We start from the raw sequence: 15,745 nt of genomic DNA on the forward strand, positions 1-15,745 counted from the left end.
AACATGCGATTTTCCACAAAAGTAATGGCAGTCGGCCTGTGCGCCGCCCTCGCCCCCGTCTGCGTTGTGCCCGCGCAGGCCAAGGTCACACAGCAAGGCAGGCAGGTTGTCGTTGAGGGGCAGCAGAAGAGCACATGGTCGCCGTACATCAACGCGACCGTGCGCCCCGACGGACAGGGCCTCTTCGACTTCGACCACCCCGAAGCCGCCGCCGAGGTGCTCAAGTACGGCCTCAGCACCGACGTGTACGTCAACGAGGCGAAAATGCCCGTCGACTGGAACGCGACGCCCGAAACCCTCAGCAGAGACGACGGAACCGACACGGTTGTCTACACCCAGACGTTTAACGGTGTTGAGGTCAAACGCACCATCAACATTTTCGACAACATCATCCAGTACACCGTCACCGCCACCAACGTCTCGGGCGCCCCGGTCAATGTCCGCGTCGAAGCCGTAAGCGACATCATGGGCAACCACGGCCAACTCCGCGCGCAGCAATACTTCGACGGCGAAATTCGCGTCTCCCCGGAAAAGCCCGGCCACACCGCACGCGTGAAGTTTGCGAACGCCGACCGGTTCGGCGTAGGACCGACCGCTGAGAAAGCCAAGGAGAGCCGCAACGACAACGACGCGCGCTACCAGGCCGGACGCTGGAGCAAGAGCCTCGCAGCGGGTGAGAAACTCGAGGCCGAAACCCAGGCGCGTTTCATCCCGCAGCCAGCCGCGTTCGACTCCGACGGTGACGGGCTGCGCAACTCGTGGGAACGCGTCGGCATGAAACTCTCCTCAGGCAAATCGTTGCCAATCCACCAGTGGGGCGCCGACGAAAACAAACCCGACCTGTTCCTGCAGCTGCACTGGATGCGATCCGAGTGGGAACAACTCAAGTGCGATCGGAAGGAATCCTTCGCGGCATCCGTGGAGGGCTTTACCCAGTTCGCCGACTGTGCGCGTGCAAACACGAAGGACTATGCGCCGTCGCCGGAGATCCTCAAGCAGTTGGAGGAGCGCTTCGCCAAACAAGGCATCAATCTCCACATCGTTGCGGGGCCGGAGTACGTCAGTTCCTCGATGTCCAGCATGAAGGAGGCAGACCGCGAGGGCGGCAAGACCGAGGACTACGCCAAAGAATTCATGCCAGGGTTGGCCGATCCGAAGTTGGCCAAAGACGAATGGGCTTACGCGCTGTATGCGCAAAACCAATTCATCTCGGCACGCGAACGGTTGCTGGGAGAACGCAAGGCGGTCTTCCGCGTTGGCGTCATCGGCGACACGATTTCTCGCGGCGACTCCTCGACAGGCCTCGCTTTGGTCAACGACTCCGTATTCTTCGTGGCGAACCATCCTGAGATGACCACGCAGGAGCAGCTGCGCAACACGATCCTGCACGAGTTTGGCCACACCCTGAACCTGCTGCACTACGGCGCGCACGTGGAGTCAAACACGGCACCGGCGCGCGATGACCTCGAAGAGTACAACTCGGTGATGAGTTACGCGCACCAGTTCAACCAGTTCAACTTTGCCGAAAAGGAAACGCACGGCCACGACGAGACCGGCAGGGAGTTTCAGATCCCGGCGGACTGGGCGAACCTGAACCTTCCAGGCGCGAACGTTGGCCAAGGCCACATCGGAGTGAACGACGAGACAGACAAGGAAAACGACAAAGACGACCACGATCACGACCACTCGCACGGCGAGGAAAGCATGCCGGTGCTGACCGAAGGTGACGTCAAGGAACTGGTCATCAACGCGGCAAGCAATAACAAGTACAAGGCAGGCTTTCGTCTCAACGAAACCGCGAACGGTGACAATGGCGTCGTCGCACAGCTTGGCGACGACAACGTCCTGCGCGGCACCATCTCCAACCTGGGAGACGTGGACGAGCGGTTTAAGGTCAGCGTCAACTACGGCTCGGGAGTGTTCCAACAAAGCTACGACCTGAAGCCTGCCGGCAAAGTCGGCGACGAGAAGCAGGTAGACATCAAGCTCGACCGCGCGGCGTTTTTGGACAAGCCGGTCGTTCCGCTGAGCGTAGTGGTTACAAACTCGCGCGGAACGGAAGTGTTTAGCCAGTCCTACAACGTCTCCGCGCTGAACTACACCCGCGAAGAGATGGCGAAGGTGCTTGCCGAGGTGCTTGCCTCCGACGCCCCGGAGTACGTCAAGGACATGGCCCGCAGGAAGCTGCAGCCGAAGGACAAGACCGAAGGGACGAGCAACGCGCCGGCGGCGCAGAAACCGAAGACGCAGCAGCCGCCGGCCAACGGCGACGGTGCGGTCTCGCCAGTGGCGATCATCATCGGCGTGCTGCTCGCTATCGGCGGCCTTGGTGCTGCGCTAGCTGGCTGGGCGATGAGCCAGGGCATGATTTAGCGCATGATCTAACGCCTAGGCTGCCTGCTCCTGCCACCAGGCCAGAAGCCTCTCAAGTGTTTGGAGGAGCGCGTGGTCGGGGCCGACCGCCTCGACGGAGGGCAGCCTCGATGCACGGAATTGCGGGCCGAGGTTGGCAAACGGGCTCACGGGTTGGGTTGCGGTTTTTGAGGAGTCGATTGCCGCAAAGATCTCGTCGAGTTTGCGCTCGACGATCCTGCGTTGCCTCCGGTTAAACGTCTCCGGTGCGAACGGGTTGATGCCGGTGAAGCTCTTGCTGACAAGGCAGTTATCGCGCGGGTCGTACACAAAAACGGCGACTGGGAACGACTCGTCGGACTTCAGGTTCGGTGTGAACTCGATACAAAAGGCGCTGTACCACGCGTTGTCTTGCGAGTCGCCGAGCATCATCACCGTCGCAGCCGTGAGATCTTCCGCAGGGAAGACGCGAGGCGCCGTGAGCGCGAACGCGGGATCCTGCGGTGGCACGATACTGACCGTGTAGTCGTCGTGAGCGACCATGATGCGCTGGACTTCGGCCATGACGTTGGCCATCTCCTCCACGCCATACCAATCGGGCGCGCGAGGATTGTCCGGTTGGAGCAACGCGCAGTCGATTTCGTGGGTGTCCGGGTCGTGGATGAGTATTGCGACGCGGAGGCCGTTTTCGATGATGTAGTCGTCGTCAATGTGCCAGCGGATGTCGTCGTCGAAACTGTAGTCGTCCTCGTCGTAGTCGTACATGGTGACAAGGTCATCGACTTCCTCGTCGTAGGAATCGAGGTAGTAAAGCTCGTAGGCACGAAAAGCCATAATTATCCCCCCTGGGTGTCGGGCGGAAGCCCCCATTTTGCTTCCGCGTATCGACGAGCCTAAACCACAACCGGCCCCAACACCAGAGCCGGGATGCACAATATATTGTGCATCTCGTAGGGAACCGAGCAACGCAGCAGTAATTGTGGCCGAAAACGCCACACGCGCGAGGAACTTGACACTGAGCTCATGCACAAGACGAGCACCAGCATCAAGCGTGCTTAGTGAGCCGGTTACTCGCCACGCATCAGGGCGAGGGTGAGTTCATAGCAGCGCTCGAGGGAAGGCACCGGCAGAAACTCGTAGATCGAGTGGAAGTTGTGCGCGCCGGTGAAATAGTTCGGGGTGTAGACACCCTGGTTGGACAGCCATGACCCATCGGTGCCGCCACGCATATCGATCTCCTTAATCTCGATGCCGAGGCGGCGCATCGTAGCGTGCAGTCGCTCGGAGCCGACGGAATTTTCGGGGGTCTTCGCGTCGGAGATATTCGCGTAGACATCTACGATGTCGCAGGTGATGGTGGCGCGGGGGTGTGCTGCGGCAAGATCGTCGGCAAGGGTGCGCAAACGTTGCTTCTTTTCCTCGTAGCCTTCGCGGTCATGATCGCGGATGCTCAACTGCATGGTGCAGGTGGACTGGTTGCCGTCGATGTGGTTGAGCCAGATAAAGCCCTCACGCCCCTCGGTGTGCTCGGGCGTTTCCTGCGCGTCGAGCTGGTTGGCAAACTCCATTGCCAGTGTGATCGGGTTGACCAGGTTGCCCTTCGCGTTCATCGGGTGGGCGCTGACGCTGGCGATGGTAATGGTGGCGGTGGCGGCGTTGAACGTGGTCTCTACAACCTCGCCGAGCTCGCCGCCGTCGACGGTGTAGGCGTAATCGACAGGGAAGCGGTCAAAATCGATCGTGCGTACACCGCGCAGGCCGATCTCCTCGTCCGGCACGAACGCGATGTAAATGTCGCCGTGTGGGGTCTGACCGCCGAGCTCGGTGACCGCCTCCATGATCGCGGTCACGCCGGCCTTGTCGTCGGCGCCAAGCACGCTCGTGCCGTCCGTGTGGACGACCGGCTGGCCCTCGTACGCTGCAAGTTCCGGGTGGTCGGCGGCGCGCAGCCAGAGGTCGAGCTCGGCGTTGAGGCAAATATCCCCGCCTTCGTAATGGGTTAGCTGCGGATTGACTGTGGGGGAGAGGTTTACATCCACCGTGTCCAGGTGGGAGCAGAAGCCGATCGCGGGGCCGTCGCCGGTGCCGGGGATCTTGGCTGTAACCACGCACGTGTCGGACAGGTGGACGTCGGTGGCCCCGGCGGTGGAGAGCTCGTCGACAAGCAAACGCGCAAACGTCCATTGGCTTTCGGTGGACGGGACTGTAGTGGCGCGAGCGTCGGATTGGCTTTCCGTGCGGACGTAGCGGAAGAAGCGGTCAGTAAGGCGTTGCTGGATCGGCGTGAGAGTGTTCATGCCGCGAGGGTAGCGCGTTAGTTTGCCAGCGCTGCCTCAGAGGTTCGGGTAGGGCTATCGATGGCGCGACCCAGCAGCACCACGAAGATGACCAACGCGATGGTGAGCATGATGTGGCCCAAACCTGCGATGCCGGAGATCGCCGCACCCGACTCCTTGCCCAGCACCGTCAGCGAGCCGTGCAAGATCAGCATGGACACGGTGGTGAGCAAACCTGCGTTGTAGAGCCAGAAGAAGATATTGAAAAGCTTCTTATTGCGCGAGAAGGTGAAGACCTTTTCAAGCGCGAGGAAGATGAGGAACATCATGAAGCCCAGGGCCAAAAGGTGGGTGTGGGTAACGCTGAGCTGGGTGAACTGGCCTTCTGGGAAGTTGTTGGCGCGGGTGAACTCGCGGTAGAACACGCCCGAGATCAGGCCGAAGGCGAGGTAGAAGATTGCGGCTCTGTAGAGGGCCTTCATGGGAAAAACTCCTTTTAGCAACAAAGTGTTGTGAACATCATCTACGTTTGTACCAGAAAGCTCGGTCCTGCGAACCGGGTGTGCCGTTTAAACGATGATGGAGATTGCGTTGATGACCGAATCCCATAACGCCACGACAGAATGGCTCAGATCGTTTAGCGACGCTTGCCACGATGCAGGCAACCAGGCGTCAGTGGCGCCGTTGCCGAGCGCATTGCGGAAATCTTGTGCACCATGATGGATGTTGTACGTCAACAGTGAACTCAAGCCCATGATGGCCATGCTACGCGCCCGTATGCAGGGCAAACAGTACACGCGTCACATTTTGAAGGCCGATTTGGTGAGACTAATGTTTATGCAGGAACAACCACTTCAAGGAGGAAGACCGTGACAACGGCAGTCGCCCCCGCAGACAGCCCCGAACAACAAACCTCAAACAAACTCAACACAGGAAAAACGATCGCGTTTTTCCTCTCATTTATCGCACTGGCCGCTGTGATCCTGACCCCCATCGCAGGGCTTGCCATGCCAGCGAAGATCGCACTCGGCATGCTTGCGTTTGCCGTGATCATGTGGGTCTCCGAGGCCGTGTCCTACCCGGTCAGCGCAGTGATGATCGTCGGGCTGATCGCAATCATGCTCACGTTCGCCGTGGACCCCGAAACAGGCGAAGCGATCGGTGCCTCCAAGGGCCTGAGCATCGCCATGAGCGGCTTCTCGTCATCGGCGGTGGCGCTTGTTGCTGCGGCACTTGCGCTGGCAACCGCCATGCAGGCAACCGGCCTGCACCGTCGCCTGGCGCTGTATGTGCTGAAGTTCGCTGGCGAGAAAGTTTCCAACATTGTCATCGGAGCGATTGTTATCTCGATCATCCTGGCGTTCTTTGTCCCGTCCGCAACCGCACGCGCCGGCGCCGTCGTGCCGATTCTCATGGGCATGGTGGCCGCCTTCGGTCTGGCCAAGGAATCCAAGCTCGCCGCGCTGCTCGTGATTACGGCAACCCAGGCGGTGTCCATCTGGAACGTCGGCATCAAGACCGCTGCGGCGCAAAACCTCGTGGCTGTCGGCTTCATCGAAGACCAAATGGGCCAGACCGTCTCCTGGGGCCAGTGGTTCATCTGGGCCGCACCGTGGTCGATCCTGATGTCCATCGCCCTGTACTTCATCATGCGTGCCGCCATTAAGCCTGAGGTGGAGTCGATTGATGGGGGACGTGAGCTCGTCGAAAAGCAGCTCGCGGAAATGGGACCCATGACCGGCGCTGAGAAGCGCCTCACCGCCATCGCAGTGTTGCTGCTGTTCTTCTGGGCCACCGAAGGCGTGCTGCACCCGATTTCCTCCGCAACCATCACCATCGTCGCCGTCGGCTTCATGCTTATGCCGGTCATCGGCGTCATGGACTGGAAGTACGCCCAGCAGCAGATCAACTGGGGCACCCTCGTCGTGTTCGCCGCCGGCATCTCCCTGGGCAAGTTCCTGCTGGACACTGGCGCTGCAACCTGGCTGTCTGAGGCAACCTTCGGCGCTATCGGCCTATCTTCCATGCCGATCCTCGCCGCAATCGCCCTGGTGTCGCTGTTTAACATCCTGATCCACCTGGGCTTCGCCTCCGCGACCTCGCTTGCCTCCGCGCTGATCCCTGTGTTCATCGCCCTTGCAGCCACCCTGGACGTACCCAACGGCGGCATCGGGTTCGTGATCATCCAGCAGTTCGTCATCTGCTTCGGCTTCCTGCTGCCGGTCTCCGCACCGCAAAACATGCTGGCCTACGGCACCGGAGCGTTTACCTCCAAGCAGTTCCTGCGCACCGGTATCCCGCTGACCATCGTGGCCTACCTGCTCATCCTGCTGCTGTCCGCCACCTACTGGAACTGGATCGGACTGGTTTAGTCACGCCGTATTACTCCAGGATAAGACCCAGGTGCAGCGTCGAAAGTTCGTGCTCGCCTGGGCCTTTTGCTAACCCCGCAAACTCGGCGGCGGTCTCACGTGTGACGGGGATGATCCAGCCGTACTTCGGATCCAGCACAGGCTCGGACCTGCGGTCTACCGGCACGAACGTGACGGAGCGTTCGTTGGGGGAGGTGAGTTGCACGGCGTCGTCGATACGCGAAAGCTCCTCGAGTGCCCTCGCTGAGGTGGTCACGATGATGATCTTCTCGTTGGTATCGGGCGCAAGCCGCGCCGTGTGCACCTGCAGCTTATCGACGACCACCGGCACCACCCGCCCCGGCAACTCCACCAGCCGAGGCTGGTTCAACCCGAAAAGTTCACGCGCGCGGTCGATAATTCCCATGACAAGGGAGTGTATAAGGTGACCAGTATGTCTGAATCGCACCGCGTCGACATGGTGATGTCGTACGGCACCGGCGACCTCGTCGTCACACCCCACGACTACGAAACACCACTGCGCCGCGGCAACCGCCTCACACGCGCCGGGTGGACATCCGTCTTTCGCCGCGTCATCACCGATTTTTCCAACGACGCCATGGTGGACCGCGCCGCCACCCTGACCTATTACACCCTGCTGTCGGTCGCGCCGATACTGCTCGCCGCATACTCCATCTTCAGCCTGCTCATGCCGCGTGGCGACGACATGGCCGACTCGATCATCACCGACCTCATCGCCCAATACGTACCGGCGCAACTGCAATCAGAAGCCCTGCGTCTCCTGACAGTCATCGTGGCCACCCCAGCAGAAAGCACCATCGCCCTGGCAGTGTCAGTGGTGATTTCGCTCCTGTCAGCATCCGCGTACGTGCGATCCTTCTCCCGCAACGCCAACCTCATCTACGGACGCACCGAAGGCCGCCCACTCGTCGTGACATGGATAACCATGTGGCTTGTCACGGTCGTTTTGGTCATTGGCGCATTGGTGATCGTGCTCGGGGCCCTGCTGACCGACTCAATCGTCAACGCCGTATTCGAACCCATCGCGCGACCCCTACGACTTGAGGACGAACTGCACTACCTCACCGCAATCTTCCTCCCCGTCTGGGACTACCTGCGCACCCCCGTCATCGCAGTGGTCTCAATCGCGCTCGTCTCCGTGCTCTACTACTTCGCCCCCAACGTCAAACCCGGCAAATTCCGCCTGCTCACCCTCGGATCCGCAAGCGCGCTCCTCGTCATCGGTGCGCTATGGATCGGGTTTTCCTGGTACCTCAAACTCGTCGGCATACGCAGCACCTACGGCGCATTCGGCACCGTCCTGGCGGTACTCGCCCTGATCTGGTTGATGAACATCGTGCTGCTCGAAGGCGTAAAAATCGACGCCGAAGTCCTACGCGCCAAAGAACTCCAACACGGCATGGACTCACGCCGCCACATCCAGGCACCACCACGCTCCAACAGTGGGGCGGCGTGGCGGCTGCAGACCCGCCGGTGGACCGACCGCGCCGCCGACGAAATCCTGGACAGGCGTGATGTAGGCCATGAGTAGGGGGCCGGCGAGCTCCTCTCATCGAAGGGAATCCGCGTCAATGCCGTTGCGCCGGGGCCGATCTGGACCGTGATCCAGCCCGCTGAGGGGCAGCCGGAGGAGGTCGTCGACAACTTCGCCCAGGGCTCCGACATCGGACGACCAGGACAGCCGGCCGAGCTCGCCGGCGCGTACGTGTTCCTCGCCTCCGAGGACGCGTCGTACATCTCCGGTGAGACGCTTGCGGTTACCGGCGGCGCGCTGACGCCGTAACACTGAACACCGTTGAAAGTGCCACGGGCGTGCGCGTAGGCTCGCGGGCATGATTGACGCCCGCGACACCGCCCTCATCTTTGAGGGCGGTGGCACCCGCAACTCCTACACCGCACCCGTGGTGGAAAAGCTCATCGCGGAGGAGGTCCAGTTCGGCTGGGTCGGCGGCATTTCCGCAGGCTCGGTCCACGCGCTGAACTTCGTCTCCCGCGACACGTGGCGCTCTGAAAACGCGTTCACGGAGTTTCCGGGTAACCCCAAGTTCGGCGGCTGGCGCTCTGTGGTGCGAGGCAAGGGCCTGATCAACGGCGAATGGGCGTACGAGCAATCCGAGGACGTCCTGCCGTTCGACTTTGACGCGTTTGCCCGGACCACCGAGGAGGTCCACGTGGAGGCCGTGCGCGCCGACACAGGGGAGACGGTGGCGTTTAACCGCGACAACCTGCGCACTTTGGAGGATGTCGCCCTCGCCGCGCGGACGTCGTCGACGATGCCGGTCCTGATGAAGATGCGCGAGATCGACGGCGTGCCCTACGTCGATGGCGCGCTGGGCACCTCGGGCGGTTTGCTTATCGACGCCGCCCGCGCCGCCGGCTACACTCGTTTCCTCGCCGTGCTCACCCGCCCGCGCGACTACGTCAAGGGGCCGCAAAAGCGCGAGCGCGCCGTGCGTCGCATCATGCGCAGCACGCCGAAAGTCGCCGACGCCATGATTGCTCGGCCGGGCATTTACAACGCTGCGAAGCAGTCGCTTATCGACGAAGCGGCAGCCGGCAACGCCTACATTTTCTTCCCCGATGCGATGGGAGTGGAGTCCACCGAGCTCAACGCGGAGAAACTGTGGGCGAACTACGCTGCCGGCCAGGCCCAGGTGGAGCGCGACTGGCCCGCGATGCGCGAGTTCCTCACCGCGAAGCGCTAGTCGGCGATGAGCGGCTCGATGGTGAGCTCCGGGTGCTCCTTCTCGACGAAAGCCAGCTTCCACTTGTCACCGAACAGCGCGATGATCTCGCCGTCTGTACGCGTGAAAATTTCCACCCCGCGTTGGCGGCCCAGCTCTGGCGCGGACTCGGCGTCGGTGCGCCGGGCCACCGAGTAGGGGATCGGCTCGGTGACGGTTTCCACGTTGTACTCGTTTTCCATGCGAGCCTGCATGACTTCGAACTGCATGGGGCCGACGGCGGCCATGACCGGGGCGGCGTCGCCACGCGTATCGTTGCGCAGGATCTGCACCACGCCCTCGGCATCCAACTGCTCGAGCGCCTTGCGGAACTGCTTGTACTTACCCAGCGACTTCGCGCGCAGCGTGCGGAAGTGCTCCGGTGCGAACTGTGGCATTGGTGGGAACTGGACCTTCTTGCCGGAGTAGATCGTGTCACCCGGCGCCAGCGCGCCCGCGTTGACCAGGCCAATGATGTCGCCCGGGAACGCCGTTTCCACGGTGTCGCGGTTGCGGCCGAAGACGGTCAGGGCGTACTTCGTGGAGAAGCTGCGTCCCGACTGGGCGTGCGTGACCTGCATGCCACGGTCGAACTCACCGGAGACCACGCGCATAAACGCCAACGTATCGCGGTGGTTCTTATCCATGCCGGCCTGGACCTTGAACACCACGCCGGAGAAATCATCGCCGACTTCGCGCTCGGTATCCATTGCGGTCGTGGATGCCTCCACGGCCTTTGGGTCGGAGGCGCGGCCCTCGGGTGCCGGTGCGATTGCGCACAGGGTGTCCAGGATCTGGTGCACGCCGAAGTTCAGCATCGCGGAGGCGAAAATGATCGGGGAAGTGATGCACTGTTCGAAGAGCTGCTGGTCGTGGACGGCGCCGTCGGCAAGCAAAAGCTCCGCTTCTTCGAGCGCGGTGTCCCACACGTCGCCTTCCTTCGCGGCGGCCTCGTCGGCGGAGTAGTGCTCCTCTGGTGCGATCGTCGAACCGCCGGCTGTGCGGGTGAAGTGCACGTACCCGTCGATCTCGCCATCGGCATCGACGTGCGCCAAGCCACGGAAGTCACCCGCTTCGCCCACCGGCCAGTACAGAGGGGTGGGTTGGAGGTCGATTTCGGTAACGATTTCGTCGACAAGTTCAAGCGGCTCACGACCCACGCGGTCCCACTTGTTAATCACCGTGACAATCGGCAGGCCGCGCGCCTTGCACACGCGAAACAGTTTCAGGGTCTGCGGCTCGAGGCCCTTCGCCGCGTCGATCAGCATCACCGCAGCGTCGACGGCGGAAAGCACACGGTAGGTGTCCTCCGAAAAGTCCGCGTGGCCCGGGGTGTCGACGAGGTTGACCACGTACGGCTCGCCCTCGTGGCCCTCCGGCGCGTACTCAAACTGCAGTGCCGACGACGCGACGGAAATGCCGCGCTCCTTTTCCATCTCCATCCAGTCCGACACCGTCGACTTACGGTTGCCCTTACCGTGCACCGCACCGGCTTCCGAAATCACATGCGCATGCAGCGCCAGCGCCTCCGTCAACGTGGACTTACCCGCATCCGGGTGGGCGATAACAGCGAACGTGCGGCGGCGGGCGGCCTCGGAAACAGTGCTCATGGGGCGCTAGCTTATCGACGACCCACCCACCGAGTACAGTCGCGTACATGACAACAATTGGCGTAATTCTAGGATCCATCCGTCAAGGCCGCGTCGGCGAAGGTGTCGCCCACTGGGTACGCGACACCGGCAACGCCCGCGACAGCGTCGAGTACCGACTCCTCGACCTCGCAGAGTTCAACGTCCCGGCGCTCACCGCCGCCACCGTGCCGGGCGCCGCCAACAAACAATACGAGCACGACGCCGTCACCGCCTGGTCAAACGCCATCGACGCCTGCGACGGCTTCGTCTTCGTCACCCCCGAGTACAACCACTCCATCCCCGGCACCATGAAAAACGCCTTCGACTCACTCGCCTCCGAGTGGGCAGGCAAGCCGGTCGCGTTCGTCGGCTACAGCGGCACCGGCGCGATTCGCGCGATCGAGCACTGGCGTCAGATCGTCGCGAATTTCTCCATGTTTGACATCCGCAACCAGGTGGGCATCAACATCTTCGGCACCGACCTCGAGGAAGAAAAGGCCGCCAACACCGACGCGCTGGGCACCGTGCTTGCCGACCTAGAACAGGCAATTAGCGCGCGTGGATAACGTTCTGCGCCTTCGCTAACCCCTCGGCGACGATCAGGCGGGCGGCCTCCGCCGCGGTTGCGATGTCCTCGTCGCCGGAAACCTCACTGAGCACCCAATCAGGCACCGCCGTACCCGCTGGCGGGCGGCCAATACCAATGCGCACGCGGACGTAATCGCGCGTCCCCAGGTGCTCCGTAATCGACTTCAGACCGTTATGGCCGTTTTCGTTCCCGCCCAACTTCACGCGGACTTTGCCGGCTGGGAGATCGAGCTCGTCGTGAAGCACAATGATCCGCTCCGGCGGAATGTTGAACTTCCGGACAAGGGGAGCGACCGCCTCACCCGACAGATTCATATACGTCTGCGGTTTGCAACGCGCCACACCATCGAGCTTCGGCAACTCGTCGAGCGCCAAAAAGCCCACATTGTGCTTCGTGCGCGCATACTCCGCACCCGGGTTACCCAGCCCCACAACCAGCCAATCGGCCTTGGGGCGCCTGAAAAAACCAAACACGTGCCACACTGTACCCATGGAATTTCCACGCGTGATCGCAGCACCCATGGCCGGCGGACCATCCACACCCGAACTCGTCAACGCGGTGTCGTTCGGCTTCATCGCGCTCGGCACCTGTAGCGCCTCGCAAGCCCGCTCGTGGCTCGCCGCGTGCGAGACGCCGTTCGGCGCGAACCTCTTCGTGCCCCAACCCGAGCCATTGCTTGACGACGTCCACCGCACCGCCCACCACCTCCAACAGGAAGTTCCGGCGCTCGAATCCGACTACGCCGAAAAGTTCGCCGCCGTGCTGGAGGCCGCACCCGCCGTTGTGTCCTCGACGTTCGGCTGCTTCACCGAAACCGAGATCGCACAACTGCATGCGGTCGGCTCGGAAGCCTGGGCGACAGTAACCAACGAGGCCGAACTGCGCGAAGCCCAAGCCAGGGGAGTCGACGGCGTGATCATCCAGGGCCCACGCGCCGGTGGCCACCGCGGCACCTGGAGCCAACACGACGACCCTGACCAGCGCTCATTGCCGGAGTTGCTCGCAGATCTGCGGCCCCTCGCCACCGTTCCCGTGATCGCCGCCGGCGGCATCCGTGGACCCGAAGACGTGGCCGCGATCGACGTGCCCGTCGCCTGCGGCACCGCATTCCTCCTCGCCGACGAAGCCGGCACCAGCCAACACAACCGCGAACTCCTGCGCACCGACACACCCGCCGTGGTCTCCCGCGCCTTCTCCGGACGGTGGGCGAGCGGTGTGGAAACAGATTTCACGCGGGAAAATCCTGACCTGCCGCCGACCTACCCGTATTTACGGCCGATGACCAGGGATAACGACTACTGCCTCGTCGGCGCCGATCGGGGAGCATTGATGGAAGCCCCAGCCGCCGAGATCGAGCGGATGCTAACGCCCTAGACAGCTGTTGCGATGAGAGAGGTATGAAGCTTTCCAAGATCGCAATTGCCACTGCAACGACCGGCGCGCTCGCACTGGGCGCGCTCGCCCCGGCAGCCAGCGCGGCACCGGCGGCTCCGGCCGCTCCTGCTAACCATGACGGCGCCTACAGCGGCAGCGCCTGGGGGCTTTACAACTTCCTTGTCACCAACATCATCAACGGCGCCGAGCAACTCAACGGTGGCGCGAACAAGAGCGGGACGGAGAAAGCTCCTGGGGTGATGCTGAGCTCCGCACCGTTTCTCCTTCTGCTGTTCCCGCTGCAGTTAATCGCAGAAGCAGAAGTTCGCCTGCTCGATCAGCTCGGCTTCTAATCCGCGAGCGGGAGCTCGACGACGAGCCCCTCACACGCCACACGCTCGGTAGGTTTGCCGCCCCACATCGGGGTCATGCCAACACCGCGAAGCGCTTCCATGAGCGATTCGGCCGCCTCAACGGAGCTAAACCCGAAGTAAAGCTCGCCGGTGTGGATGACCCGATCCACGTCCTGGTTCGTGCAGTACACATAGCCGCTGCGGCCATCATTTTCTGCCTGTTCGGCGGCTTCCTCGGCGCAGTCGCTTTGAGTAAGCCCCTCGTCGAACGAGAACGCGAGGTTGCGCTCAGCCAGAGCGTCGCGGAGCGTATCAAGGCGTCGCGCGTCCTCGGAAGCTTTGGGGATGAGGTTGGCGTACTCGGCGCGGATGTCGTCGATAAGCACATCGAGCCCTGGGACCGGATCGCCGCCGTTATCGTCCTCAAAAAACGCCTCGATCTCGCCGGTACTCCACCCATGGCACAGCATCAGCGAGATGTCGCCCTCGCGTGACTGCGATTCGTAGAGGTTATCTGACGGCGGATACTTGCTGGTCAACATCGCGTGCTGGCTCATGGGCACGAGGCTAGCAAGAAATCACGCGGGTCGTGTTCTCGATCGCACCAAGGCCCTCGATCTCAACACGCACCGTGTCGCCATTTTTCAGGTAGCGCTTCGGATCACGCGCGTGGCCAACACCGTCCGGGGTGCCGGTGGCGATCACATCACCCGGTTCCAGCGGATACAGATGCGAGATGAACTCGATGAGTTTCGCGGGGGTAAACACGAGGTCGTCGGTACGCGAATGCTGCATCACCTCACCATTAACCGTCGTCGTAATCGCGGGACCCGGCTGCCACTGCGTATCCAGCCACGGGCCGAACCCCGCCGTCTTTTCCAACGACTTGCCCTGGTGCCACTGCTGCGTGCGCTTCTGATACGTGCGCTGCGTGTAGTCGTTGATCACGCTGTAGCCAGCAATGTAATCCGCACCGTTGGACACATGGCGCGCCCGCTTACCGACGACCACCGCCAACTCACCCTCAAAATCCAACGACTCCGCGTTGAAGTCCGGCACCTCAGCGTCGTCATACGGCCCAACGAGCGCCTCCGGGAACTTAATGAACAGCGTCGGCACATCCGGCTGATCATGCCCCATCTCCGCGATGTGCTTCGCGTAATTCAGCCCCACACAGATGATCTTGCCGGGACGAGGAATCACCGGCGCGAAATCAGCGGGGGAGAAGGTGAACTCCTCGCCCTCCTCGAAATTTCCCGCGTGCAAAAGCGCGCCGATGTCGGGAGCGTTGAGTTTGACGGCGCGGGTGTCGTCGATAAGCCGTGCCGCGGTGGTGGTGTTTCCGGTCCTGATCGTCGCAAGTTTCATGCGGCTAGCCTAACGCGCGCAGAATCTCATCCGCCGCGTCCGCGGCCGCAATTGCGAGATCAACCTGCTCCTTCGCGCTGAATGGTTTCAGCACATAATCCGCCGGCGCCATCCGTCCGGGCGGGCGACCGATGCCGACGGCGACCTTGTTGTACGGCTTGTTCAGCGCCTTGGTCACCGACTTCAGCCCGTTATGGCCGTGATCGCCACCGCCGAGACGGATCTTCACCTCGCCGAGGTCCAGATCGAGCTCGTCGTGAATCACATACACGTCTTCCGGCTTCACGCCGAAATAATCTGCGAGCGCCTTCACCGGCCCGCCCGAAACATTCATGAAACTGCGCGTGCGCGCAACGATCACACGGTCCTTGGCCAGGCGTCCCGCCGCCAACTCCGCCACCTCGGTGTTAGTGCGCTTGTGTGCCGACAAGGTTGCGGGCATCGGGGTGGCGCGCTCCAAAAGCTCATTGACGACGACCACACCCGCGTTATGCCGCGTATTTTCATACTGAGGGCCAGGATTCCCAAGACCAACGATCAGAACAGTCACGACGCACATAGTACTTCTCACCAGGGGATTGTGGAATTTGGTGTTGGAGTTATCCACATTTTTGTGGTGGGTCTTGTGCGGTGGTTTCTCGCTTCGTAGCGTTTATGCCATGGCATTTGTAGACCTTCTCGGCTTC

The 15,745-nt window shown here is 62.0% G+C and carries 17 protein-coding genes and 1 pseudogene; 8 read left to right on the top strand and 10 right to left on the bottom strand.

Annotated elements, in window-relative coordinates; all coding sequences use genetic code 11:
• The first annotated feature begins 3 nt into the window (after window positions 1-3).
• Complete coding sequence (locus HMPREF2785_RS08480; RefSeq protein ID WP_141750675.1) at window positions 4-2,373, top strand: zinc metalloprotease; 2,370 nt, start codon at window positions 4-6, stop codon at window positions 2,371-2,373.
• 15 nt (window positions 2,374-2,388) lie between these two features.
• Here HMPREF2785_RS08480 and HMPREF2785_RS08485 read toward each other — a convergent pair whose 3' ends face one another.
• The 4 genes from HMPREF2785_RS08485 to HMPREF2785_RS08500 form a co-directional block, all read right to left on the bottom strand.
• Window positions 2,389-3,186: a hypothetical protein gene (locus tag HMPREF2785_RS08485; protein WP_070614912.1), complete on the bottom strand. Its 798-nt coding sequence runs from the start codon at window positions 3,184-3,186 to the stop codon at window positions 2,389-2,391.
• A 233-nt stretch (window positions 3,187-3,419) separates the two neighbouring features.
• A complete protein-coding gene (pepT, locus tag HMPREF2785_RS08490; RefSeq protein ID WP_070614913.1) occupies window positions 3,420-4,649 on the bottom strand; it encodes a peptidase T in 1,230 nt (409 codons plus the stop codon).
• A 17-nt stretch (window positions 4,650-4,666) separates the two neighbouring features.
• On the bottom strand, window positions 4,667-5,110 hold the full coding sequence (locus HMPREF2785_RS08495) for a DUF2871 domain-containing protein (protein WP_070570890.1): 444 nt from the start codon (window positions 5,108-5,110) through the stop codon (window positions 4,667-4,669).
• 87 nt (window positions 5,111-5,197) lie between these two features.
• Window positions 5,198-5,383, bottom strand: a complete 186-nt coding sequence (locus tag HMPREF2785_RS08500) for a hypothetical protein (RefSeq protein ID WP_070614915.1) — start codon at window positions 5,381-5,383, stop codon at window positions 5,198-5,200.
• Window positions 5,384-5,497: 114 nt separating this feature from the next.
• On the opposite strand from HMPREF2785_RS08500, the gene HMPREF2785_RS08505 reads away from it, so the two are divergent.
• On the top strand, window positions 5,498-7,000 hold the full coding sequence (locus tag HMPREF2785_RS08505; RefSeq protein ID WP_070421252.1) for an SLC13 family permease: 1,503 nt from the start codon (window positions 5,498-5,500) through the stop codon (window positions 6,998-7,000).
• 10 nt (window positions 7,001-7,010) lie between these two features.
• Here the strand turns inward: HMPREF2785_RS08505 and HMPREF2785_RS08510 are convergent, their stop codons facing one another.
• Window positions 7,011-7,406 (bottom strand): hypothetical protein, encoded by a 396-nt coding sequence (locus HMPREF2785_RS08510; RefSeq protein WP_070421251.1) that lies wholly within the window; start codon window positions 7,404-7,406, stop codon window positions 7,011-7,013.
• Window positions 7,407-7,433: 27 nt separating this feature from the next.
• Here HMPREF2785_RS08510 and HMPREF2785_RS08515 point away from each other — a divergent pair, with 27 nt between their 5' ends.
• The 3 genes and pseudogenes from HMPREF2785_RS08515 (at window position 7,434) to HMPREF2785_RS08525 (ending at window position 9,726) form a co-directional block, all read left to right on the top strand.
• Window positions 7,434-8,552, top strand: coding sequence for a YihY/virulence factor BrkB family protein (locus HMPREF2785_RS08515; RefSeq protein ID WP_070421250.1), 1,119 nt, complete (start codon window positions 7,434-7,436; stop codon window positions 8,550-8,552).
• A gap of 21 nt (window positions 8,553-8,573) precedes the next feature.
• Window positions 8,574-8,804, top strand: a pseudogene (locus tag HMPREF2785_RS08520) (SDR family oxidoreductase); the annotation flags it as partial.
• Between the two features lie 49 nt (window positions 8,805-8,853).
• Complete coding sequence (locus HMPREF2785_RS08525) at window positions 8,854-9,726, top strand: patatin-like phospholipase family protein (RefSeq protein ID WP_070421248.1); 873 nt, start codon at window positions 8,854-8,856, stop codon at window positions 9,724-9,726.
• Here the strand turns inward: HMPREF2785_RS08525 and HMPREF2785_RS08530 are convergent.
• A complete protein-coding gene (locus HMPREF2785_RS08530; protein ID WP_070614917.1) occupies window positions 9,723-11,354 on the bottom strand; it encodes a peptide chain release factor 3 in 1,632 nt (543 codons plus the stop codon). The genes HMPREF2785_RS08525 and HMPREF2785_RS08530 overlap by 4 nt on opposite strands.
• Before the next feature lie 47 nt (window positions 11,355-11,401).
• Between HMPREF2785_RS08530 and HMPREF2785_RS08535 the strand changes: the two genes are divergently transcribed.
• On the top strand, window positions 11,402-11,941 hold the full coding sequence (locus HMPREF2785_RS08535) for an NADPH-dependent FMN reductase (RefSeq protein WP_070421246.1): 540 nt from the start codon (window positions 11,402-11,404) through the stop codon (window positions 11,939-11,941).
• Here HMPREF2785_RS08535 and pth (HMPREF2785_RS08540) read toward each other — a convergent pair.
• Window positions 11,925-12,437, bottom strand: a complete 513-nt coding sequence (pth, locus tag HMPREF2785_RS08540) for an aminoacyl-tRNA hydrolase (protein WP_246825125.1) — start codon at window positions 12,435-12,437, stop codon at window positions 11,925-11,927. The two genes, HMPREF2785_RS08535 and pth (HMPREF2785_RS08540), sit on opposite strands and share 17 nt — an antisense overlap.
• A gap of 16 nt (window positions 12,438-12,453) precedes the next feature.
• Here pth (HMPREF2785_RS08540) and HMPREF2785_RS08545 point away from each other — a divergent pair, with 16 nt between their 5' ends.
• Together HMPREF2785_RS08545 and HMPREF2785_RS08550 are read left to right on the top strand one after the other, a co-directional pair.
• Window positions 12,454-13,338: an NAD(P)H-dependent flavin oxidoreductase gene (locus tag HMPREF2785_RS08545; RefSeq protein ID WP_070614921.1), complete on the top strand. Its 885-nt coding sequence runs from the start codon at window positions 12,454-12,456 to the stop codon at window positions 13,336-13,338.
• Window positions 13,339-13,361: 23 nt separating this feature from the next.
• On the top strand, window positions 13,362-13,691 hold the full coding sequence (locus HMPREF2785_RS08550) for a hypothetical protein (protein WP_070614923.1): 330 nt from the start codon (window positions 13,362-13,364) through the stop codon (window positions 13,689-13,691).
• On the opposite strand, the gene HMPREF2785_RS08555 is transcribed toward HMPREF2785_RS08550, so the two are convergent.
• From HMPREF2785_RS08555 to pth (HMPREF2785_RS08565), 3 genes are read right to left on the bottom strand one after another with little or no spacing between them, the layout of a single operon-like run.
• Window positions 13,688-14,248: a DUF6891 domain-containing protein gene (locus HMPREF2785_RS08555; protein ID WP_246817438.1), complete on the bottom strand. Its 561-nt coding sequence runs from the start codon at window positions 14,246-14,248 to the stop codon at window positions 13,688-13,690. The genes HMPREF2785_RS08550 and HMPREF2785_RS08555 overlap by 4 nt on opposite strands.
• 10 nt (window positions 14,249-14,258) lie before the next feature.
• Window positions 14,259-15,059 (bottom strand): fumarylacetoacetate hydrolase family protein, encoded by an 801-nt coding sequence (locus tag HMPREF2785_RS08560; protein WP_070614925.1) that lies wholly within the window; start codon window positions 15,057-15,059, stop codon window positions 14,259-14,261.
• 4 nt (window positions 15,060-15,063) lie between these two features.
• Entirely contained in the window at window positions 15,064-15,609 is a 546-nt protein-coding gene (gene pth / locus HMPREF2785_RS08565) for an aminoacyl-tRNA hydrolase (protein WP_246818902.1), read from the bottom strand.
• Between the last annotated feature and the right edge of the window lie 136 nt (window positions 15,610-15,745).

The organism is Corynebacterium sp. HMSC067D03 (assembly GCF_001811185.1).
In the GTDB taxonomy this organism is placed as follows: Bacteria; Actinomycetota; Actinomycetes; order Mycobacteriales; family Mycobacteriaceae; genus Corynebacterium; species Corynebacterium coyleae.

Bases quoted from the DNA above. Each gene is read 5' to 3' on its own strand.
- pepT (WP_070614913.1), bottom strand. From the start codon at position 4,649: ATGAACACTCTCACGCCGATCCAGCAACGCCTTACTGACCGCTTCTTC.
- HMPREF2785_RS08545 (WP_070614921.1), top strand. From the start codon at position 12,454: ATGGAATTTCCACGCGTGATCGCAGCACCCATGGCCGGCGGACCATCC.
- HMPREF2785_RS08525 (WP_070421248.1), top strand. From the start codon at position 8,854: ATGATTGACGCCCGCGACACCGCCCTCATCTTTGAGGGCGGTGGCACC.
- HMPREF2785_RS08550 (WP_070614923.1), top strand. From the start codon at position 13,362: ATGAAGCTTTCCAAGATCGCAATTGCCACTGCAACGACCGGCGCGCTC.
- HMPREF2785_RS08510 (WP_070421251.1), bottom strand. From the start codon at position 7,406: ATGGGAATTATCGACCGCGCGCGTGAACTTTTCGGGTTGAACCAGCCT.
- HMPREF2785_RS08535 (WP_070421246.1), top strand. From the start codon at position 11,402: ATGACAACAATTGGCGTAATTCTAGGATCCATCCGTCAAGGCCGCGTC.
- HMPREF2785_RS08560 (WP_070614925.1), bottom strand. From the start codon at position 15,059: ATGAAACTTGCGACGATCAGGACCGGAAACACCACCACCGCGGCACGG.
- HMPREF2785_RS08530 (WP_070614917.1), bottom strand. From the start codon at position 11,354: ATGAGCACTGTTTCCGAGGCCGCCCGCCGCCGCACGTTCGCTGTTATC.
- HMPREF2785_RS08555 (WP_246817438.1), bottom strand. From the start codon at position 14,248: ATGAGCCAGCACGCGATGTTGACCAGCAAGTATCCGCCGTCAGATAAC.
- HMPREF2785_RS08500 (WP_070614915.1), bottom strand. From the start codon at position 5,383: ATGGGCTTGAGTTCACTGTTGACGTACAACATCCATCATGGTGCACAA.
- HMPREF2785_RS08515 (WP_070421250.1), top strand. From the start codon at position 7,434: ATGTCTGAATCGCACCGCGTCGACATGGTGATGTCGTACGGCACCGGC.
- HMPREF2785_RS08480 (WP_141750675.1), top strand. From the start codon at position 4: ATGCGATTTTCCACAAAAGTAATGGCAGTCGGCCTGTGCGCCGCCCTC.
- HMPREF2785_RS08485 (WP_070614912.1), bottom strand. From the start codon at position 3,186: ATGGCTTTTCGTGCCTACGAGCTTTACTACCTCGATTCCTACGACGAG.
- HMPREF2785_RS08495 (WP_070570890.1), bottom strand. From the start codon at position 5,110: ATGAAGGCCCTCTACAGAGCCGCAATCTTCTACCTCGCCTTCGGCCTG.